We start from the raw sequence: 19,382 nt of genomic DNA, 5'->3' as shown, positions 1-19,382 counted from the left end.
GGTGGGGCCGGTAGGACCGGTGGCACCCGTGGCGCCTGTCGCACCGACAGGCCCCGGAATGCCCTGTGGACCGGTGGGGCCGGTGGCGCCATCAGGCCCCGGGATGCCCTGCGGTCCGGTGGGCCCGGTCGGACCGATCAGAGGCGGACAAGGGGGCGGGCAGCAGCAGAAGGGGCCCCGCGGACAGCACCCGCTGCTGCTCAGATATGCGGCTGCGTCGTTTTCACGACGCTGCTCCCAATCGGAAGCGTAATATCGTTTCATAAGCGCTCCTTTTGCATCGCATGCATGATAAAATAGAGGCGTGGCTGTGCCACAGTCCATTCTATGCAGGCTGGCTCCGTCCGTGTTCGCCCAGGCTTCGCCGCATCCCGCCCTGCTTCTGACAAAGGATGCGAAAGGAAAAAAGGCCCGGCTTTCGAAGAATTGGATCGAAAGCCGGGCCTCTTCTTTTTATCCATGCCGGTGCGCTTCGGGCCTGCTTACACGGCTGCGGAGCCGGAGGCTCGCTGGAACCTTCAGTCCGCGAAAAGGGGGGTGGACAGATAACGGTCCCCAGTGTCCGGGAGGAGGGCGACGATGGTTTTTCCCTTGTTTTCCGGCCGCTTGGCCAGTTGAATGGCCGCCCACACGGCGGCACCGGAGGAGATGCCCACCAGCACGCCCTCGGACCGGCCGATTTTTCGCCCGGTGGCAAAGGCGTCCTCGTTTTCCACGGGGATGATCTCGTCATAGACCGTCGTGTCCAGCACGTCCGGCACGAAGCCCGCGCCGATGCCCTGAATCTTGTGGGCGCCTGCCGTGCCCTTACTCAAGACCGGGGAGGAGGCGGGCTCCACCGCCACGACCCGGATCGCCGGGTTCCGGGATTTTAGGTACCAGCCTACCCCAGTGACGGTGCCGCCGGTGCCCACGCCCGCCACGAAGATATCCACCTTGCCGTCGGTGTCCTCCCAGATCTCCGGGCCGGTAGTGGCGGTGTGGATGGCGGGGTTGGCCGGATTGCGGAACTGGCCCGGAATAAAACTGCCGGGGATCTCCCCAGCCAGCTCTTCGGCCTTGGCGATAGCGCCCTTCATGCCCTTGGCCCCGTCGGTGAGCACCAGCTCCGCGCCGTAGGCCTTCATCAACTGGCGGCGCTCCACGCTCATGGTCTCCGGCATGACGATGAGGATGCGGTAGCCCCGGGCCGCCGCCACAGAGGCCAAGCCGATGCCGGTGTTGCCGGAAGTGGGCTCGATGATGACGGAGCCGGGCTTAAGCTGCCCCTTGGCTTCCGCCTCGTCGATCATGGCCTTGGCGATCCGGTCCTTGACCGAACCGGCGGGGTTGAAGTATTCCAGCTTGCCCAGGATGCGGGCCTCCAGGGCTTCGTTCTGCTCCAGATGGGCCAGCTCCAGCAGGGGGGTCCTGCCGATCAACTGGTCGGCCGATGTATAGATATGACTCATAGTCGATTCCTCCAAATCCATGTTTTCATTGTGTTTCCCCTTTCCGCTATGCGGGTGCGGCGGCACAGGCAACATCGGGACCCCGGACGATAGTGGTTCATAAATACCAACCTTTCAAGTGTGTTTATAGGAAACGTAGGCCCCCCACAAACCATTGTCAAGAGGGGATCTGGGTTTTTTCCGCGGAGGACAGCACCTCAAAAGGCCGCGGTACGCTCTCGCCCTTATCGCACCGCGGCGAAGGCCTGATCCAAGTCGGCGAGGATGTCGTCGATGTGTTCGGTGCCTATGGACAGACGGATGGTGTTGGGGCGGATGCCCTGATCCGCCAGCTCTTCGGGACTGAGCTGGGAGTGGGTGGTGGTGGCGGGGTGGATGACCAGACTCTTCACGTCGGCCACATTGGCCAGCAGGGAGAAAATCTTCAGGCTGTCGATGAACCGGTGAGCCTCAGCCTGGCCGCCCCGGATCTCAAAGGTGAAGATGGACGCGCCCCCGTTGGGAAAATACCGCTCGTACAGTGCGTGGTCAGGGTGGTCCGGCAGAGAGGGATGGTTCACACGCTCCACCTGGGGGTGCTGGGCCAGATAGGCCACCACCTTCCTCGTGTTCTCGGCGTGGCGCTCCAGGCGCAGGGAGAGGGTCTCCACGCCTTGAAGCAGCAGAAAGGCGTTGAAGGGGGAGATGGAGGCGCCGGTGTCCCGCAGGAGGATGGCCCGGATGTAGGTCACAAAGGCGGCGGGTCCGGCGGCATCCACAAAGCTGACGCCGTGATAGCTGGGATTGGGCGCGGCGATGGGGGCGTATTTGTCGGATGCCTTCCAGTCGAACCGGCCGGAATCCACGATAACGCCGCCCAGGGTGGTGCCGTGACCGCCGATGAACTTGGTGGCGGAGTGGACTACCACGTCGGCGCCGTGCTCAATGGGCCGGATGAGATAGGGGGTGCCGAAGGTGTTGTCGATGACCAGAGGCAGGCCGTGCCGGTGGGCGAGCGCTGCGATGGCGTCGATGTCGGGGACATCGCTGTTGGGGTTGCCCAGGGTCTCCAGATAGACGGCCTTGGTATTGGGACGGATGGCGGCCTCCAACGCCGCCAGATCGTGGGCGTCCACAAAGGTAGTCGTTACGCCGAACTGGGGCAGGGTGTGGGCCAGCAGATTGTAACTGCCGCCGTAGATGGTCTTTTGGGCCACGATGTGGTCTCCGGCCTGAGCCAGGGCCTGAATGGTGTAGGTGATGGCCGCCGCTCCGGAGGCGGTGGCCAGGGCCGCCACGCCGCCCTCCAGGGCGGCCAGGCGCTTTTCCAGTACCTCCTGGGTGGAGTTGGTGAGGCGGCCGTAGATGTTACCGGCGTCGGCCAGGCCGAAGCGGGCGGCGGCGTGGGCGGAGTTGCGGAATACGTAGGAGGTGGTCTGATAGATGGGCACCGCCCGGGCGTCGGTGGCGGGGTCGGGCTGCTCCTGTCCCACATGGAGCTGAAGGGTCTCAAAATGATAGCGGCTCATGGCAAATCCCTCTTTTTCTGTTTTATTTTTGGGCCCGGAAAAGAAAAATCCGGGTCGCGGTAAACGCTCCCGGACCGGATATGGCACGACCTGCCCCGTGGAAGGAGTCAGGCGCTGGGCGCGCTGCCGCGCCCGGCCATAGAGTCAGCCCGGGAGTACAACATTCGCCCACAGCGGAAATTGCTCCTCAGCAGCGTTTGAAACTGGAGGCGCATCCCCTCACACTCCCCTCATTTTAATTCCTATATGTTCGATTGGTTTATGGGTATAATAACACTCAAGTATGGCGTTGTCAAGGGCGGCTTACAAATTTTTCTTTTCCCCCGGGCGCGGGTGGTTTTGCGCGGAAAAAAGACTTGACAGCCGGGCGGCGCGGGGGTATCATATTTGCAATTTCATAGACGAAACCGATGATGTGGAGATAACGTCTGTTGTGCCCTCACAGAGAGTCCGGGCGGCTGAGAGCCGGGCAGAACGCAGGCAGGCAAATGGATCACGGAGGGCGCGAGGAACGGTCGAACGACCCAGTATTTCGCGACGTGGGGGCATACGTCAGTTGCCGGGGATATGTTGGTATCCCGCAAAGCGCACGGCATTTTTGCCGTGAATCAAGGTGGCACCGCGAGTGTATTCATACGCTCGTCCTTGACAGAATTTGTCAGGGACGGGCGTTTTTTTCTGCCTATGGCCCGTCCCGGCAGGAGGTCATGCTTATGTATTACCCGTCCCTAAAGGAGGCCGGAGCCATCGCTGCCTCCGGAGCCTACCGGAAAATCCCCGTCAGCCGGGTGCTCTTGTCCGATTTTATCACCCCGATCCAGGCCCTGCGCGTCCTGCGGGCACAGAGCGGGCACTGCTTTCTGCTGGAGTCCGCCGCGGACCGCGAGGGCTGGGGGCGCTACTCCTTTCTGGGGTACGAACCCACGCTGGAGGTCACGTGTACCGACGGGGTGCTGCGGCTGAGGGGCAGCCGGAACGGGGAGGAGAGGACCGCCCATCCCGGCCGGGTCCTGCGCCGGCTCCTGGCAGAGCACAGGAGCCCAAGAGTCCCGGGACTGCCGCCCTTCACCGGCGGTCCGGTGGGCTATTTTTCCTACGACTACATCAAGTACGCCGAGCCCACCCTGAAGCTGGACGCCGACGACCAGGAGGGCTTCCACGACATGGATCTGATGCTCTTTGAAAAGCTGGTGGTCTTTGACCACTTCCGACAGGAGCTGGTGCTCATCGCCAATGCCGACGCGGAGGACCTGGCCCGCTCCTATCCGGCTGCCTGCGCCCAACTGGAGCAGATGGTCCAGCTTCTCCGCCGGGGCAGGCCGATCCCCCGCCAGCCCGGGCGCATGACGACCCCCATCCGGCCGCTCTTCGACCAGGATGCTTATTGCGCCATGGTGGAGACGGCCAAGCGGCATATCCGGGAGGGGGATATCTTTCAGGTGGTCCTTTCCAACCGCCTGGAGGCGGGCTTCGAGGGCTCCCTGCTGGATACCTACCGCATTCTGCGCACCACCAATCCCTCCCCCTACATGTTCTACTTTACCAGCGACGACATTGAGCTGGCCGGGGCCTCTCCCGAGACCCTGGTGAAGCTGGAGGACGGGGTGCTCCACACGTTCCCCCTGGCGGGCACCCGGCCGCGGGGAAAAACACCGGAGGAGGACAAAGCTCTGGAGGCGGAGCTGCTCTGCGATGAAAAGGAGCTGGCGGAGCACAACATGCTGGTGGACTTGGGCCGTAACGACATCGGTAAAATCAGCGCCTTCGGCTCGGTAGCGGTGGAGAAGTACCTGTCCATCCAGCGCTTCTCCCATGTGATGCACATCGGCTCCACCGTACGGGGGCAGCTCCGGGCGGACCGGGACGCCGTGGACGCGGTGGATGCCATCCTGCCCGCCGGAACGCTCTCCGGCGCCCCCAAGCTGCGAGCCATGGAGATCATCAATGGGCTGGAGAACAATAAGCGGGGAGTCTATGGCGGAGCCGTCGGATATCTGGATTTCACCGGTAATCTGGATACCTGCATCGCCATCCGGTTAGCCTTCCGCAAGAACGGCAAGGTGTTCATCCGGTCCGGGGCGGGCATCGTGGCCGACTCGGTGCCGGAGAAGGAGTACCAGGAGTGCATCAACAAGGCCAGGGCCGTGGTGAAGGCCCTGGAGCTGGCCCGGGAGGAGAGAGACCTATGATCCTGCTCATCGACAATTACGACAGTTTTTCCTACAACCTCTGTCAGCTCATCGGCGGCATCCGGCCGGACATCCAGGTGATCCGCAACGACGAGCGGACGGTGGAGGAGATCCGCACGCTTGCTCCCGACCATTTGATCCTGTCGCCCGGCCCCGGCCGCCCGGCGGACGCGGGGATCTGTGAGCGGGCGGTCACGGCGCTGGCGGGGGAGATGCCTATCCTGGGGGTCTGCCTGGGCCATCAGGTCATCTGCGAGGCCTTTGGCGGCACGGTATCCTACGCCGCGCAGCTTATGCACGGCAAGCAGTCCCGAATCCTACTGGACCGGACCTGTCCTCTCTTCACGGACCTGCCAGAGACCATCCCCGCCGCCCGCTACCACTCCCTGGCCGCGGTGGAGGAGACCTTGCCGGCCTGCCTCCAGGTCACCGCCCGTACCGAGGACGGGGAGGTCATGGCGGTCCGGCACCGGAAGTTTCCCGTCTACGGCCTGCAGTTCCACCCGGAATCCATTCTGACGCCCCAGGGCGCCGTCATTTTAAAACATTTTTTGGAGGGATAACCCATGATTAAAGAAGCCATCATCCAGCTCGCCGCCAAACAGGACCTTTCCTACGAGACCGCCGCCGCCGTTATGGATGAGATTATGAGCGGCCAGGCCAGCCAGATTCAGATGGCCTCCTTCCTGACCGCCCTGGCCATCAAGGGGGAGACCATCGACGAGATCACCGCCTGCGCCGCCGGGATGCGCGCCCACTGCGTGCGCTTGCTCCACGACGTGGACGCCCTGGAGATCGTGGGCACCGGCGGAGACGGGGCCAATTCCTTTAACATCTCCACGACCTCCGCCTTCGTCATCGCCGCCGGAGGCGTCCCCGTGGCCAAGCACGGCAACCGGGCGGCCTCCTCCAAAAGCGGCGCGGCCGACGTATTGGAGGCCCTGGGGGTCAACATAGCCCTGTCACCGGAACAGAGCGCCGAACTGCTGAGACGGCAGAATTTTTGCTTTCTGTTTGCCCAGAACTACCACATTTCCATGAAATATGTGGCTCCGGTGCGCAAAGAGCTGGGCATCCGCACGGTGTTCAATATTCTGGGCCCCCTGTCCAACCCCGCCGGGGCCAACCGGGAACTGATGGGCGTCTACGACGAGGCGCTGGTGGAGCCTCTGGCTCAGGTGATGAGCAAGCTGGGCGTCACCCGGGGCATGGTGGTGTTCGGCCGGGACAGGCTGGACGAGATCTCCATGTCCGCCCCCACCTCGGTCTGCGAAATCCGGGACGGCTGGTTCCAGTCCTATGAGCTGACCCCGGAGCAGTTCGGCTATGCCCGGTGCGATAAGGCGGAGCTAACAGGCGGTACTCCGTCGGAGAATGCCGTCATCACCCGGGCCATCCTGGACGGGACGGACCGGGGCCCCAAGCGGCAGGCGGTGTGCCTCAATGCCGGAGCGGCCCTCTACATCGGCGGGAAGGCGGACACCGTGGCGGCCGGCGTAAAGCGGGCGGAGGAGCTCATCGACTCCGGCGCAGCCGGGGCAAAGCTGGAGGAGATCGTCCGGCTCACCCGGAGGTGAGCGCCATGGCGGAGACGATTTTGGAGACCATCGCCGCCCACACCCGGCGGCGGGTGGAGGAGGACCGGCGGCGGCTCCCTCTGGAGCTGCTCCGGGACCAATGCGGCCAGGAGGGCCAGGCTGGGGGACGGCGGTTTCTGAACGCCCTGCAAGGGCGCGGCCTGGGCCTCATTTGCGAGGTCAAGAAGGCGTCCCCCTCCAAGGGGATTCTCTCGGAGGACTTTCCCTATCTGGACGTCGCCCGGGACTATCAGGCGGCGGGAGCGGACTGCATCTCCTGCCTGACGGAGCCCAAGTGGTTTTTGGGCTCGGACCAGGTGTTCGGGGATATCCGGGCGGCCGTATCCATTCCCATGCTCCGCAAGGACTTCACGGTGGACGAGTATCAAATTTATCAGGCCAGGCTGCTGGGCGCCGAGGCGGTGCTGCTGATCTGCGCCTTGCTGGATACCCGCACCATTGCCCGGTATCTGGAGCTGTGCGGGGAGCTGGGCCTGTCCGCTGTGGTGGAGGCGCATGATGAGACGGAGCTCACCTCCGCCGTGTCCGCCGGGGCGTCGATCATCGGGGTCAACAACCGGAACCTGAAGGACTTCTCCGTGGACTTCGCCACCGCCGCCCGGCTGCGGGAGCGAATCCCGCCGGAAGTGCTCTATGTGGCGGAGAGCGGCGTGACCGGGCCGGCGGATGTGGCGGAGCTGAAGCGCATCGGGGCCGACGCGGTGCTTATGGGGGAAGTTCTCATGCGGGCGAAGGACCGGGCCGCCCTGTTGGCTGCCCTGCGGGAGGCGGCGAAATGACCCGGATCAAAATCTGTGGACTGTACCGGCCCGAGGATATCCGGTATGTGAACGAGGCCAGGCCCGACTGGTGCGGCTTTATCCTGCATTTTCCCAAGAGCCACCGGAACGTCACTCCGGACCAGGCCAGGGCATTGCGGGCGGAGCTGGCCTCGGGCATCGTGCCGGTGGGGGTGTTTGTGGACCAGCCGGCAGAGGTCCCGGCCGCCCTGCTCAGGGACGGGACCATTTCCGTCGCCCAGCTCCACGGCCACGAGGACGACGCTTATCTGGCCGCCCTGCGGGAGCTGGCGCCAGGATGCGTGATCTGGAAGACGTTCCAAGTGCGCTCCGCCGCCGATCTGAGGGCGGTCCATGCCTCCGCTGCGGATCTGGTGCTGCTGGACAACGGCTGCGGCACGGGAGAGACCTTCGACTGGTCCCTTGCGGGTGGGGTAACCCGGCCCTTCCTGCTGGCGGGGGGGCTGACCCCGGAAAACATACCGGCGGCTGTCGCCGCCCTCCACCCCTATGGGCTGGACCTGTCCAGCGGGGTGGAGACAGAGAAGAAAAAGGATCGGCACAAAATAGAGGCGGCAGTGGCCGCTGCGCGGAAGGAGTGAGCGTCATGTCCAGGGGACGATTTGGCATCCACGGCGGGCAATATATACCCGAAACGCTGATGAACGCGGTCATGGAGCTGGAGGAGGCCTATGACCGCTGCAAGGACGACCCGGCCTTCAACCGGGAGCTGACGGAGCTGTTTAACGAGTACGCCGGACGGCCCTCCCGGCTGTACTTCGCCAGGCGTATGACGGAGGATCTGGGGGGAGCCAAGGTCTATCTCAAGCGGGAGGACCTGAACCACACAGGAGCCCATAAGATCAACAACGTGCTGGGTCAGGCGCTCCTGGCCCAAAGGATGGGCAAGACTCGGCTCATCGCGGAGACCGGAGCGGGGCAGCACGGCGTGGCCACCGCCACCGCCGCCGCCCTCATGGGTATGGAGTGCGTGGTGTTCATGGGGGAGGAGGATACCCGGCGCCAGGCCCTCAATGTCTATAAAATGCGGCTGCTGGGGGCGCGGGTAGTGCCCGTCACCACCGGCACAGCCACCCTGAAGGACGCTGTCTCCGAGGCTATGCGGGAGTGGACGGGCCGCATCCGCGACACCCACTACTGCCTGGGCTCTGTCATGGGTCCCCATCCGTTCCCCACCATCGTCCGGGACTTCCAGGCCGTCATCTCCCGGGAGATCCGGGAGCAGCTCCGGGAGAAGGAGGGCAAGCTGCCCGACGCGGTGGTGGCCTGCGTGGGCGGCGGCTCCAACGCCATCGGGGCCTTCTACCACTTTATCGGCGAGCCCTCCGTCCGACTCATCGGCTGCGAGGCCGCGGGGCGGGGCGTGGACACGCCCGAGACGGCGGCCACCATCGCCACCGGGCGGCTGGGCATCTTTCACGGCATGAAATCCTACTTCTGTCAGGACCAGTACGGCCAGATCGCCCCGGTGTACTCCATTTCCGCCGGGCTGGACTACCCCGGCATCGGGCCGGAGCACGCCTGGCTCCACGACACCGGACGGGCGGAGTACGTGCCCGTCACGGACAGCGAGGCGGTGGACGCCTTTGAATATCTCAGCCGTCTGGAAGGTATCATCCCCGCCATCGAGTCGGCCCACGCGGTGGCCTATGCCCGAAAGCTGGCGCCCACCATGGGAAAGGAACAGATCCTTGTGGTGACTATTTCCGGCCGGGGGGACAAGGACTGTGTGTCTGTCGCCCGGTACAGAGGGGAGGAGATCTCCGAATGAGCCGAATCCAACAGGCTTTTGCCAACGGCAAGGCGTTTATTCCCTTTCTTACTTGCGGGGACCCGGACCTGGGGACCACCGCGGCTCTGGTGCGGACTATGGCGGAGGCAGGGGCCGACCTCATCGAGCTGGGGATCCCGTTCTCCGACCCCACGGCCGAGGGCCCGGTCATCCAGGCGGCCAACGCCCGAGCTCTGGCCGGCGGCGTCACCACCGACCAGATTTTCGGGATGGCCCGGGCGCTGCGCCGGGATGTGGCTATCCCCATGGTATTCATGACCTACGCCAACGTGGTGTTCTCCTATGGAACCGAGCGGTTTCTTGCTGCGGCTGCCGAAGCGGGCATAGACGGCCTGATCCTGCCCGACGTCCCCTTTGAGGAGAAAGAGGAGTTTGCCCCCGCCTGCCGAGCCTGCGGACTGGATCTCATCTCCCTCATCGCTCCCACCTCCGAAGGCCGTATCTCAGAGATCGCAAAGGCGGCGGAGGGGTTTGTCTATTGCGTGTCCTCCCTGGGCGTCACGGGGATGCGCAGCCGGATTACCACGGACGTGGGCGCCATGGTAGGCCAGGTCCGGGCGTCCAATCCGCACATCCCCTGCGCCGTGGGGTTTGGCATCTCCGCTCCGGAGCAGGCCGCAGAGATGGCCGCCCTCTCCGACGGGGTCATTGTGGGGTCGGCCATCGTCAAGCTGGTGGCCCGGCATGGCCGGGAGGCCGTGCCCGCTGTGCGGGATTTCACCGCGGCGATGAAGCGGGCGGTCAGCCGGAGGTGAGCGGAGGCAGCATGCGCCGGCCTGCAGACCGCTTCCACGCTGTGGGCATAATGGGGGCCCAAACTCGCAATACTAGCACGGAAGGGCAGGCGGCGGGCCTGACAGGAGGGTGTATGGCGTGAAGTATTATCATGGCGCGGGCCGGCGAGGCCCCTATTTTGAGGGCTGGTATTTGAAGTGCCAGACGAGGGACGGCAGGGCGCTGGCGCTGATCCCGGCGGTCCATCAGGACCGGACGGGGCGGCGCAGCGCCTCCCTCCAGGTCCTCGCAGAGGACGGCGCCTGGTGGCTGGAATACCCGGAATCTGCGCTCCAGGCCTCCGGGGAGCTGTTCCAGATCTGGCTGGACGGCAGTCTGTTCAATCGAAAGGGGATCTGGCTGAATGTAGAGGGGAGGGGACTCTCTCTCCACGGCGCGCTGCAATGCGGCCCCTTCACGCCCCTTAAATCGGACATCATGGGCCCCTTCCGGTTCCTGCCCGGCATGGAGTGCAGCCATGGCGTGATCAGCATGGGCCATGCGCTGGAGGGGACGCTGACCCTGAACGGCGCGGTCCTGGACTTCGCTGGGGGGACGGGGTATGTGGAGACCGACCGGGGACGGTCCTTCCCCAGCGCCTATCTCTGGACGCAGTGCGCCTGGCGGGAGGCCAGGTGCAGCAGTCTGATGCTGTCCATTGCGGACATCCCCCTGGCGGGCGTGAGCTTTACCGGCTGCATCTGCGCGGTGCTCTACAATGGGCGCGAGTACCGCCTGGCCACCTACCGGGGGGCCCGGGTGGAGCGTTGGTCCGCCGACGGCGCCCGGATCCGCCAGGGAATATACCGCCTGGAGGCGGAGCGCCTGGAAGGGGAGGCCCGGCTCCTGCGGGCGCCGGTGGAGGGCGGCATGGGCCGTACCGTCGGTGAGAGCCTGACCGCCTGCCTGCGCTACCGCTTCTGGGCGGGCAGGACTCTTTTGTTTGAGCACACCGACCGCTGCGCCAGCTTTGAGTATGCGGGGGAGGAAAACGCGCAGACAGACGGCGGCCGCCTCACGCCGTGAGGCGGCCGCCGTCTTCCGGAGGGGCTTGGAGCAGGGAGACTAGGGGATCTGGAACTGGCGGATGATGCCAAGCCCCATATAAGAGCCCAGATCGGCAGCCAGCCGCTCCAGCATCAGATAATTCAGCCCCACCTTGCGGTACGTCCCCAGGATCAGCATGTCGATGGAGCCCACCAGCAGGGTCACCATGTGCCGCAGCATGGTGCTCCACATATGCGCATCCCAATAGGGGTTCTGTTCGCTGATCGTTTGACCGGCGTCGTCCGCAGCCAGGAGCCACGCCTGCTTCACTTCTGCCGCCCTGGTGCGCCGGCGGGAGATCACCAGGTCCAGATATTCGATATAGAAACCGTAAATCGGCTGGATGCGTGCGCTTATCAGCGTGCCCACCGCCGGCCCGTAATACGGCTGGAGGATCGCGCCGTATTGCTTCGGTATGGTGCCAAGCTCTTCCTCCATGCTTTTGGCGTTGTCTCCGTCGAACATACGACTCTGCATGTACAGGATGCTCCAGAAGGAGCCCAGACGCCAGGCGTCGATACAGCTCTGAACAAGATCGTATTGAGTTTCGGAGAACATTAACGGTTGACTGTCCATCGGCGCAGGCCCCGCCCTTACCTGAGGCTGTTCTGGTGGAGACGGGTGATGCAGTACGACTCCGGGTCGGGCTCTCCCGCAGGATAGACGGCGACAAACTTGAGAGAGTAGAGGTCACAGGTCGTATCCACGTTGGTGCATGGGTCGTGCAGGACGAAATAGCTGGGGCCAACGTTGGTCAAAAAGCCGGAGAGAGTGGTGATCGACTGGGTGCCGACGAGGAAGCGGCACACCACAAAACGCCCCTTGGAGGCGCAGAGAAGCTCCTGATAGCTCCGCTTGTCTACCGAGCCGGAGGGTGACGGCAGGGGCGCCCTGGACGGAGGTAAAATCGCATAATCCATGATCGGATTGCTATCCATAAACCATCGCTCCTTGTGATAGGTATGGCCGCAGAGCGCCTTCAGACGCGCTGCACTTCCACTGTGCCATTCTATTCCCAAGGGCGAAATTTGTTACAATGGGAGGAGAACGGACGCAAAAGGCGGGAAGGTAGGCCCGCTTTACTCTGCCCTTACAAAATTCCTGCCGGATTTCATCCATTTGTAATACTTTTTGGTTTTCTTCTTAACATCTTTTTTGTATCCTAATCCTTGCAAGAGATAGCTTTTTTCATGGTATCCTCTTTCCTTTGGAGTGGACCGGACGTCAGGAGCAGGCGTCCGGTCCATTCTGTCCGGCCGGGGAACCGGAGCAAAAAAATGCACCTGCGGGCAGCAGGTGCATTTTTTGTGGGCGCCGGTCAGGGCTCGGTGATGGGCTTGGCCTTTTCCTTGGCGGTCTTGGCCCGGCCCTGGAGCTCCGGCACCGGAGGGACTTCGTTGCGCGGCCGGGTGTGGGTGCGCTCGGGGCGCTTCATGCCTTTTTTTTCCATGGCTTCACCTCAGACGTCGTTGTTGGGGATGGACTGCTTTTTGGCGGTCCGGTTCTGATTTTGGTTCTCCCGGGTGATGGGCGTCTGCCCCCGGCACTTTTTCATGCGGGCGCGCTTGTTGTCCGGCTGGCTGTCCTTCGGCATCGTAATCACCTCGCCCGATAGTGTGCCCGGACCGGAGGGATCGTAGTCATGCCCCAACAGCTCAGCCGAGGAACATCTGCGTCCAGTAATTGCCCTGGGCGACGTAGCCCACGCCGATCTGGGTGTAGGAGGCGTTGAGGATATTGGCCCGGTGGCCGCTGGAATTCATCCAGCCATTCACCACGGCCTGGGGAGAGGGGTAGCCTTTGGCGATGTTTTCCCCCGCCGTGCGGTAGGACAGCCCGAAGGCCTTAATCATCTGGAAGGGTGTGCCGTAAGTAGGGCTGTTGTGGGAAAAGTAGCGGTTGTCCAGCATGTCCTGCGATTTATAGCGGGCCACGCGGGAGAGCTCCCAGTTGGCGGTGAGGGAGGACAGCCCGTTCTGCCGGCGGATCTCGTTGACCAGGCGCACCACCTCGGCCTCAAAGCTGGATACGGTGCTGTCGAGCTGAGGGATGGTCAGCACCTGGCCGGGATAGATCAGGTCCGGGTTGCTGATGTGGGCGTTTGCCCGGATGATTTCGCTGGTGCCTACCTGATATTTCACGGCCAGCTTCCACATGGTGTCTCCGGCCGCCACCGTGTGGGAGAGGGAGGCCGCGCCGGCGGAGGATGCCAGGACGGTCCCGGCCAGGGCGGCAGTGAGAAGCAGGGTGCGGAATGGTTTCATTGGAATCAGCTCCTTTGTGGGTTTCCTTGCAAGGCTACTGCAATTGTAACCGTTTTGTAACCTTTTTGCAAATGCAATATCTGCCATGAGTCTGGAGATCAAAAGCCCCCGCCGGTTTTTGCCGGCGGGGGCTCAGCTTGTCGAAAAAGGCCTTTGGCCTTTTTCGACAGAGAGATGCATGACGGACAGGGCTCGATTCTTGTAGAAAAGTCGCCCTATCTGTCATGAGTGGTGTCATTTCCGACGCGCATGTCGCCGGAAATGACGGAGCTTCCTTTCCTTCCGTCGTCTGCGGACGACGGAACTCTGCGAGGCTCTTCTCCAGGAGGGGTTTTCGACAGCCTGAGCCCCCGCCGGTTTTTGCCGGCGGGGGCTGAATTTAGCTCTCTTTGACTACCGTAAGGAGCATTTTGAAGGGGGTGACGGCCGCCACCGCGTGGGGGATGCCGGCGGGCAGAATAATGGCGCTTCCGCCGGTGACGGAGTGGGGCGCGCCGTCGATGGTGATCTGGGCTTCGCCCTCCAGGACATAGACCATGGCGTCGCCCGGGGCGGCGTGGGTGCTGACGCCTTCGCCGGCGTCAAAGGCAAGGAGCGTCATACCCACGCCAGGCTGCTGGGCCAGGGTCAGGCTGACCACCCGGCCGGGCTCGTAGGCCACCTGCTCTTTCAGCGGCAGCGGCTTGGCATGTTCCAGATTTTTAATCAGCTTTTCCATGATGTGGTCCTCCCGATCATTGCAGTGTGATCTGCAGCAGTTTAAACGGCAGGCTGCCGCCCACCGCATGCAGGGTGTGGGCGGGCACTGCCATGCAGTCTCCCGCCCGCAGAGGGTACACCCGGTCCCCCATTTGAAGGGGCATTTCCCCCTCCAGAACGTAGTAGAGGGTGTCGCCGAAATAGCACTCCTCACTGACGCTCTCGCCGTCCGCAAAGGCCAGCAGGGTCATCTGGCAGTGCTCATTTCGGGAAAGGGCCATGCTGACCACCCGACCAGGCTGGATCGTGACCATCTGAGCCAAGGCCGCGACCTGGTCGGACGGCAGGTTTTTCAGATGCTCCATCGGTTCCTCTCCTTTCACAAGGATGGTGGTTCCCCCAGTAGTATGCCGCAAAACTGGAGAAAATGCCGGCCCCGTGGGATTCATTCTCCCTGGTAGTTCCGCCGCAGGCATTCCCGAAAAGCGTCCGCGCGCCGAAACTCCTCCAGGACGGCCTGGTAGAGTGCCCCGTAGTCCCGGGCTTCCCTGGCCCGGAGGGGCTCCACGATGGCGCAGACTGCCCGGGAAAGGGGCAGCAGGCCCAGATTGCCCGCCACGCCCTTCAGCGTGTGGGCGGCCAGGAAGGCGCGCTCCAGGTCGCCGTCGGCCAGCGCGGCCCCCAGCTTGCGCAGATTATCGTCCTGAGGCAGCATGTCCAGAAAGCGCAGATACAGACTCTCGCTGCCCAGAAAGCGGGCCATGGTGTCGCGGTGGTCTGCGCCGTAGGCGGCAAAGCACTCCGGAAAACCCGGCATGGATCACTCCCCCTCCCGGAAAATGAAGTCGTAAAGCGTCTGGTACAGCAGCGCCGGATCGACAGGCTTGGCCAGATGGGCATTCATGCCGGAGGCACGGCTCTTTTCTATGTCGTCGTCGAAGGCGTTGGCGGTCATGGCGATGATGGGGATGGTGCGGGCGTCGGCGTTGCTGAGGTGGCGGATGTTGGCGGCGGCGGTCAGGCCGTCCATCAGGGGCATGCGGATGTCCATCAGAATGGCGCTGTAGTAGCCCTGCTCCGTCTTGCTGAACATCTCCAGAGCGCGCAGGCCGTTTTCCGCCGTATCCACCTGAAAGCCCTTGCTCTCCAGCAGCAGCACCGCCACCTCGGTGTTGATTGCATTGTCCTCCGCCAGCAGCACCCGCCTGCCCGTGAAGTCGTAGTCGGGCTCCTGCACCGGCTGCGTGCGCTCCTCCTTTTCCCCCAGCGCCTTGGAGAAGGCAGAGATCAGGGAGGATTTGAACATGGGCTTGCTCATCAGCAGATTGACCCCGGCCAGCTTGGCTTCGTGCTCGATGGCGGTCCAGTCATAGGCGGTCATGATGATGATGGTGACCTCCGGTCCCACGATGGCACGGATGCGCCGGGCCGTCTCCAGCCCGTCCATCTCCGGCATCTTCCAGTCGATCAGGATCAGATCGTAATATCGGCCCCGATCCCAGAGGACGCGGACCTGCTCCACGGCCTTGTGCCCGCTGTCCACCCACTCGGCCTGGATGCCCATCTCCCGCAGGGTAAGTATGGCGCTTTCACACACGGCCACGTCGTCATCCACCACCAGGGTTTTCAGATGGGAGAAGTTGTAGTCCTGCTTTTTGGGGCGGTGGCGGAGCCGGTCCTCCTCTGTGACGCCCAGCTTGACATCTACGGTAAACTCCGTGCCGATGCCCTTGATGGAGCGCACGGTGATCTTTCCGCCCATCATATCCACAATGCTTTTGGAGATGGCCAGGCCCAGCCCGGTGCCGCCGTACAGGGCGGTGGTGCCTGTGGACTCCTGGGAGAAGGGCTCGAAGATATGGGGCAGGAAGTCGTCGCTGATGCCCCGGCCGGTGTCGTTGACGATAAAGCGCAGCAGGGCGCCGTTCTTGGTCCTCCGGTGTTGGGAGACGGAAAAGGTGACCTTACCGCCCTCCTGGGTGAATTTGACGGCGTTGCTCAGGATATTGATGAGCACCTGCTGGAGCTTCATGGCGTCGCCAATGTAGCAATCGTTCAGCACCGGGTCGAGGATGCACTCATAGTCCACACCCTTGGCCACCGCCTGGGAATAGCAGATGGAGTTGATCCCGTTGAGAAACTCCTCGGTGGGGATGGGTTCGCTCTTCAGCAGCATCTTGCCGCTTTCGATCCGGCTCATGTCCAGAATGTCGTTGATGAGAGAGAGCAGGAAGCGGGAGGAAATGCCGATCTTGGCGATGCAGTCGGCCACCAGCTCGTCGCGCCCCACCGACTGGGCCGCGATGGCGCTCATGCCGATGATGGCGTTCATGGGGGTGCGGATCTCATGGCTCATGCGGGAGAGGAAGTCGGACTTGGCGGCGTTGGCCTGCTCCGCAGCCACCAGGGCGGAGGCCAGCTCCTCCTTTTGCCGCTGCTCCTGCCGGACCACGTCGGTCACGTCGGAGCGCGCCAGACACACGCGGCCCAGCTCCTTGCTGATGGAAAAGACCTGGAACCGCTTGACCCGCCGGTCGCCCCACCGGTCCTGCACCTCCAGGACAAAGGAGTAGGCCGGGCGCTGGGCGAGCTGCCGCTCCATGTAGGCGTAGTCCAGCTTGCTCAGATACTCCTTTTTGGCCGCCGCGTCCATAAAGCGGTCGGCGATGTCCCGAATCCCCTCCTGAAACTTCCCCTGGCGGGGGATGGTCTCCCGCTGGCGCCGGTCAAAGGAGATGATCCGATGGGTATCCAGAGGGATGCTGATCTCCATAATGACGTCGTAATTCAATACGGCCAACTGGTTGAGCAGTTCCTCCTGCAGCTTCTTTTCCGTGATGTCGGTGGTGCGGAAAAACAGCATCACGTCGCCGGTCTCGGGATTGCGGCAGGAGCGGAAGCTGGTGCTCCCCCAGAATTCGCGGCCGTCGCTGCGCCGGCGCAAAAAATCGAAGCGGTAGTTAACTTTCCCAGCAGCGTAGTCGGTCAGGACATTCTCCCGGGCGAGGCCGCGGAGGATCGCGTCCCGGCACTGCGGGTCCGCGGCCGAGGAGGCAAACGCGGCGATGGCCTGATCGTAGGAGTCGCCGTCTTTGGCCAGTGCGATATCGGAGGTGGTAAGAGAGCTTTCCAGCCGGTTGCGGGTGACATTGAAGCGGCCCTGGATGCTGCCGTCCTCAGAGGTCAGCTCGGAGAAATAGGCCAGCTCCTGCTCATACAGCTCCCGGATACGCACCCGGAGCCGTTTTTCGTCGGTGATATCCACAAAAATGCAGTAAAAGTATGGTTCGGAGCCCTGAAGCAATTGGGCCTTGATGGAGATCCATTTGACGCTGCCGTCCTTACAGACCAGGCGGTTTTCATGGCGGATGGTGTGCCCGTACTCCAACTGTGCCAGCAGCTTTTCCCGCAGGTTGGACAGGTCCTCCGGGTGGATCACGGCGGACATGCGGCTGCCCAGTGCGGCGAATTCTGCACGGGTGTAGCCCAGAAAGTCAAACAGGCCGTCATTGGCGTCGATGACGGTGAAATCATCGTCGAACCGGCAGCGGAAGACCGCGCCGGGGATGTTGTTGTAGAGGAGCTGCACCTCGTCCTGGGCCCGCTTCCGGGCCGTGATGTCGATGCAGGTGGAGAGAAGGGTGGCCCGTCTGTCCGCCACGTGGAGAGAGCGGATCAGCCAGGGCCTGTCCGGCTGCCGCTCCAGAGTCGCGCAGCCCTGTAGCCGTCGGACGGTATAGGGACTTTGCAGGGTCAGCTCGGTAAAGAGGTTGCACACGCAGGGGGTGATCGGCTGCTCGTCTACAATAGAGAGTGTACAGGCACAGGGCTCGGGGGCCTCCTGGATGCTCTTCCGGATGTAGTCGGCTGTCTGGGCCAGATTGAGGGCCGGGTCCGTCCCTATGGCGCCGACAAAGGTGAGGTCGGGCGAGAGCAGTGCCAGCGTGCCCTCTGCATCCCGCTGCTCGAACCAGCTCTGACAAAACAAGCGGAGAGTCTCCTCCGCAGTCCGCTGCAATGGCATGGCATTCCCCTTTCCGCAGGCTGCGCCTGCACTGTATCAGGCCGAGCCCGCCCGGGCGGTAGGGTGTGGCGGGAGGACATCTGTTTTTACCAGTGGATATTCCATTTTAACATGGGAGAGAAGGATGCGCAATCTTTAGGTAGGTCCGAAGGACGGAGGGACCCGGCAGGGGGATGTCCTCGGCCGCTTTTGCAACGGGAAAAAAGGATGAAAATTGCTGCCATGCAACGAGAGTCGTCGGCGGGTACACGCCCGCCACGGTTTGATGGGCAAACATGGGTCTGCCGGGCCATGGAGGGCCATACCGTCATATTCTGTGTCCAAGGCCTGCTCTGCACAGGCGCGGGGAGGAGGCCCTGACCGGGTCAGCTCCGGCCCAGGAAGAAGGCGGCGGCCCGCTCCAGCACCAGCTCCGGCGCGCCGGGAATGGACAGACGGTGGTCTCCTCCGGGGATCACCGTCAGAGGGATCTGGAAGCGCACGGCAAAGCGGCGGGCCTCCTCCACGGGGATGGTCTCGTCCAGCTCGCCATGGACCATGCGTACCTCGGCCTCCTCCGGCCGCCACAGGGTAAACAGATCGTGCCGATCCAGATCCTCGAAAAAGCCGCAGGTCAACTTCAGCGGGCGAACATAGCCGTATTCCTCCCCCAGGACCACAGAGCCGTCGGCCTGGAGCCGGGCCTCCTCCTCGGGGGTCTTGTGGTGGAAGAGCTCCGGCATGCACACCGCCGCCGAGCGGAGGAAAGCCCGCCGTCCGGCATGGGGCCGCTGGGCGAGATAGAGCAGGGTGACATAGGCCCCGAAGCTGGAGCCGAAATAGACGACCTGGGCCCGGGGGGCCAGGGAGCGGGCCCGGGCCTCCGCGGCCGCCAGTGCGTCGAAGCAGGTCTCCAGCCGCAGGGGAGGGGCACCGTCGGGGCTCTCCCCATGGAGGGGAAAGTCGAATGCCAGTACGCCAACGCCCCGGGCGGGGAGCCCCTGGAGCAGGAGCTGGTTGGTGGGGCTGGACTTGCTGCTGCCGAAGCCGTGGGCCGATACGCAGACCAGCGCCTCGCCGCCGCCGATCCGGTGCAGACAGGGCACGCTCCAGCCCGTTTCGGTGGGAATCCACTCATGTTTCATACCGCGTTCTCCTTTCCGGTCGCCTTCCATTATACACCAACAAGACCCGCCCCCGCAACGAGGGTTTGCCAGCGGGGCGAAAAGATGGTAAAATCCTCTGGATATCCGGCGG

20 protein-coding genes are annotated in these 19,382 nt (G+C 63.4%); 8 read left to right on the top strand and 12 right to left on the bottom strand.

The genetic code is table 11. The annotated features are described in order from the left end of the window. Positions 1–518 precede the first annotated feature (518 nt). Positions 519–1,451: a cysteine synthase A gene (gene cysK, locus B3H64_RS09835; RefSeq protein WP_278894353.1), complete on the bottom strand. Its 933-nt coding sequence runs from the start codon at positions 1,449–1,451 to the stop codon at positions 519–521. 224 nt (positions 1,452–1,675) lie between these two features. Continuing rightward, the gene (locus B3H64_RS09830; protein WP_050618788.1) at positions 1,676–2,959 is read right to left on the bottom strand and encodes an O-acetylhomoserine aminocarboxypropyltransferase/cysteine synthase family protein; all 1,284 of its coding nucleotides are present in this window, start codon (positions 2,957–2,959) and stop codon (positions 1,676–1,678) included. Between the two features lie 713 nt (positions 2,960–3,672). Here B3H64_RS09830 and trpE point away from each other — a divergent pair. From trpE to B3H64_RS09790, 8 genes are all read left to right on the top strand, one after another. Then, entirely contained in the window at positions 3,673–5,148 is a 1,476-nt protein-coding gene (gene trpE / locus B3H64_RS09825) for an anthranilate synthase component I (protein WP_286734765.1), read from the top strand. Further along, a complete protein-coding gene (locus B3H64_RS09820; RefSeq protein ID WP_286734763.1) occupies positions 5,145–5,711 on the top strand; it encodes an anthranilate synthase component II in 567 nt (188 codons plus the stop codon). Before trpE ends, B3H64_RS09820 begins: the two co-directional genes overlap by 4 nt. A gap of 3 nt (positions 5,712–5,714) precedes the next feature. Further along, a complete protein-coding gene (gene trpD / locus B3H64_RS09815; RefSeq protein WP_286734760.1) occupies positions 5,715–6,725 on the top strand; it encodes an anthranilate phosphoribosyltransferase in 1,011 nt (336 codons plus the stop codon). A 5-nt stretch (positions 6,726–6,730) separates the two neighbouring features. Further along, the gene (gene trpC / locus B3H64_RS09810; protein WP_286734758.1) at positions 6,731–7,525 is read left to right on the top strand and encodes an indole-3-glycerol phosphate synthase TrpC; all 795 of its coding nucleotides are present in this window, start codon (positions 6,731–6,733) and stop codon (positions 7,523–7,525) included. Continuing rightward, positions 7,522–8,127: a phosphoribosylanthranilate isomerase gene (locus tag B3H64_RS09805; RefSeq protein WP_278894346.1), complete on the top strand. Its 606-nt coding sequence runs from the start codon at positions 7,522–7,524 to the stop codon at positions 8,125–8,127. Before trpC ends, B3H64_RS09805 begins: the two co-directional genes overlap by 4 nt. A gap of 5 nt (positions 8,128–8,132) precedes the next feature. Next, positions 8,133–9,317 (top strand): tryptophan synthase subunit beta, encoded by a 1,185-nt coding sequence (trpB, locus tag B3H64_RS09800; RefSeq protein WP_050618782.1) that lies wholly within the window; start codon positions 8,133–8,135, stop codon positions 9,315–9,317. After that, positions 9,314–10,093 carry a tryptophan synthase subunit alpha gene (gene trpA / locus B3H64_RS09795; protein WP_050618781.1) on the top strand — a complete coding sequence of 260 codons (780 nt, stop codon included), beginning with the start codon at positions 9,314–9,316 and terminating at the stop codon, positions 10,091–10,093. Before trpB ends, trpA begins: the two co-directional genes overlap by 4 nt. Positions 10,094–10,211: 118 nt before the next feature. Further along, complete coding sequence (locus B3H64_RS09790) at positions 10,212–11,138, top strand: tocopherol cyclase family protein (protein WP_050618780.1); 927 nt, start codon at positions 10,212–10,214, stop codon at positions 11,136–11,138. A 39-nt stretch (positions 11,139–11,177) separates the two neighbouring features. Here the strand turns inward: B3H64_RS09790 and B3H64_RS09785 are convergent, their stop codons facing one another. From B3H64_RS09785 to B3H64_RS09740, 10 genes are all read right to left on the bottom strand, one after another. After that, a complete protein-coding gene (locus B3H64_RS09785) occupies positions 11,178–11,735 on the bottom strand; it encodes a hypothetical protein (protein ID WP_154666680.1) in 558 nt (185 codons plus the stop codon). 17 nt (positions 11,736–11,752) lie between these two features. Further along, complete coding sequence (locus B3H64_RS09780) at positions 11,753–12,097, bottom strand: hypothetical protein (protein ID WP_256319351.1); 345 nt, start codon at positions 12,095–12,097, stop codon at positions 11,753–11,755. Between the two features lie 380 nt (positions 12,098–12,477). Beyond that, positions 12,478–12,609, bottom strand: coding sequence for a hypothetical protein (locus B3H64_RS09775; RefSeq protein WP_286734751.1), 132 nt, complete (start codon positions 12,607–12,609; stop codon positions 12,478–12,480). A gap of 9 nt (positions 12,610–12,618) precedes the next feature. Beyond that, positions 12,619–12,753, bottom strand: coding sequence for a hypothetical protein (locus B3H64_RS09770; protein ID WP_256304746.1), 135 nt, complete (start codon positions 12,751–12,753; stop codon positions 12,619–12,621). 61 nt (positions 12,754–12,814) lie between these two features. Then, complete coding sequence (gene safA / locus B3H64_RS09765) at positions 12,815–13,423, bottom strand: SafA/ExsA family spore coat assembly protein (RefSeq protein WP_050618777.1); 609 nt, start codon at positions 13,421–13,423, stop codon at positions 12,815–12,817. A gap of 379 nt (positions 13,424–13,802) precedes the next feature. Then, a complete protein-coding gene (locus tag B3H64_RS09760) occupies positions 13,803–14,141 on the bottom strand; it encodes a cupin domain-containing protein (protein WP_286734750.1) in 339 nt (112 codons plus the stop codon). 16 nt (positions 14,142–14,157) lie between these two features. Beyond that, positions 14,158–14,487 (bottom strand): cupin domain-containing protein, encoded by a 330-nt coding sequence (locus B3H64_RS09755; RefSeq protein WP_050618775.1) that lies wholly within the window; start codon positions 14,485–14,487, stop codon positions 14,158–14,160. Positions 14,488–14,567: 80 nt separating this feature from the next. Next, on the bottom strand, positions 14,568–14,939 hold the full coding sequence (locus B3H64_RS09750; RefSeq protein WP_278894338.1) for an Hpt domain-containing protein: 372 nt from the start codon (positions 14,937–14,939) through the stop codon (positions 14,568–14,570). 3 nt (positions 14,940–14,942) lie between these two features. Next, a complete protein-coding gene (locus B3H64_RS09745; RefSeq protein ID WP_414653497.1) occupies positions 14,943–18,110 on the bottom strand; it encodes a response regulator in 3,168 nt (1,055 codons plus the stop codon). Positions 18,111–18,511: 401 nt separating this feature from the next. Next, positions 18,512–19,270 (bottom strand): alpha/beta hydrolase family protein, encoded by a 759-nt coding sequence (locus tag B3H64_RS09740; RefSeq protein WP_050618772.1) that lies wholly within the window; start codon positions 19,268–19,270, stop codon positions 18,512–18,514. Between the last annotated feature and the right edge of the window lie 112 nt (positions 19,271–19,382).

Origin of the sequence: Intestinimonas sp. UBA1698 (genome assembly GCF_002320075.1) — a bacterium.
GTDB lineage: Bacteria > Bacillota > Clostridia > Oscillospirales > Oscillospiraceae > Intestinimonas > Intestinimonas massiliensis.
The sequence above is the reverse complement of the archived record's forward strand: the minus strand, read 5'-3'. Positions and strand labels throughout refer to the sequence as shown.

What these genes read in the sequence shown, in the direction of transcription:
- B3H64_RS09750 (WP_278894338.1), bottom strand. Translation starts at nt 14,939, where the DNA reads ATGCCGGGTTTTCCGGAGTGCTTTGCCGCCTACGGCGCAGACCACCGC.
- B3H64_RS09830 (WP_050618788.1), bottom strand. Translation starts at nt 2,959, where the DNA reads ATGAGCCGCTATCATTTTGAGACCCTTCAGCTCCATGTGGGACAGGAG.
- trpE (WP_286734765.1), top strand. Translation starts at nt 3,673, where the DNA reads ATGTATTACCCGTCCCTAAAGGAGGCCGGAGCCATCGCTGCCTCCGGA.
- cysK (WP_278894353.1), bottom strand. Translation starts at nt 1,451, where the DNA reads ATGAGTCATATCTATACATCGGCCGACCAGTTGATCGGCAGGACCCCC.
- B3H64_RS09805 (WP_278894346.1), top strand. Translation starts at nt 7,522, where the DNA reads ATGACCCGGATCAAAATCTGTGGACTGTACCGGCCCGAGGATATCCGG.
- B3H64_RS09820 (WP_286734763.1), top strand. Translation starts at nt 5,145, where the DNA reads ATGATCCTGCTCATCGACAATTACGACAGTTTTTCCTACAACCTCTGT.
- B3H64_RS09760 (WP_286734750.1), bottom strand. Translation starts at nt 14,141, where the DNA reads ATGGAAAAGCTGATTAAAAATCTGGAACATGCCAAGCCGCTGCCGCTG.
- trpC (WP_286734758.1), top strand. Translation starts at nt 6,731, where the DNA reads ATGGCGGAGACGATTTTGGAGACCATCGCCGCCCACACCCGGCGGCGG.
- B3H64_RS09785 (WP_154666680.1), bottom strand. Translation starts at nt 11,735, where the DNA reads ATGGACAGTCAACCGTTAATGTTCTCCGAAACTCAATACGATCTTGTT.
- B3H64_RS09775 (WP_286734751.1), bottom strand. Translation starts at nt 12,609, where the DNA reads ATGGAAAAAAAAGGCATGAAGCGCCCCGAGCGCACCCACACCCGGCCG.
- trpB (WP_050618782.1), top strand. Translation starts at nt 8,133, where the DNA reads ATGTCCAGGGGACGATTTGGCATCCACGGCGGGCAATATATACCCGAA.
- B3H64_RS09740 (WP_050618772.1), bottom strand. Translation starts at nt 19,270, where the DNA reads ATGAAACATGAGTGGATTCCCACCGAAACGGGCTGGAGCGTGCCCTGT.
- B3H64_RS09780 (WP_256319351.1), bottom strand. Translation starts at nt 12,097, where the DNA reads ATGGATAGCAATCCGATCATGGATTATGCGATTTTACCTCCGTCCAGG.
- trpA (WP_050618781.1), top strand. Translation starts at nt 9,314, where the DNA reads ATGAGCCGAATCCAACAGGCTTTTGCCAACGGCAAGGCGTTTATTCCC.
- safA (WP_050618777.1), bottom strand. Translation starts at nt 13,423, where the DNA reads ATGAAACCATTCCGCACCCTGCTTCTCACTGCCGCCCTGGCCGGGACC.
- B3H64_RS09770 (WP_256304746.1), bottom strand. Translation starts at nt 12,753, where the DNA reads ATGCCGAAGGACAGCCAGCCGGACAACAAGCGCGCCCGCATGAAAAAG.
- B3H64_RS09755 (WP_050618775.1), bottom strand. Translation starts at nt 14,487, where the DNA reads ATGGAGCATCTGAAAAACCTGCCGTCCGACCAGGTCGCGGCCTTGGCT.
- trpD (WP_286734760.1), top strand. Translation starts at nt 5,715, where the DNA reads ATGATTAAAGAAGCCATCATCCAGCTCGCCGCCAAACAGGACCTTTCC.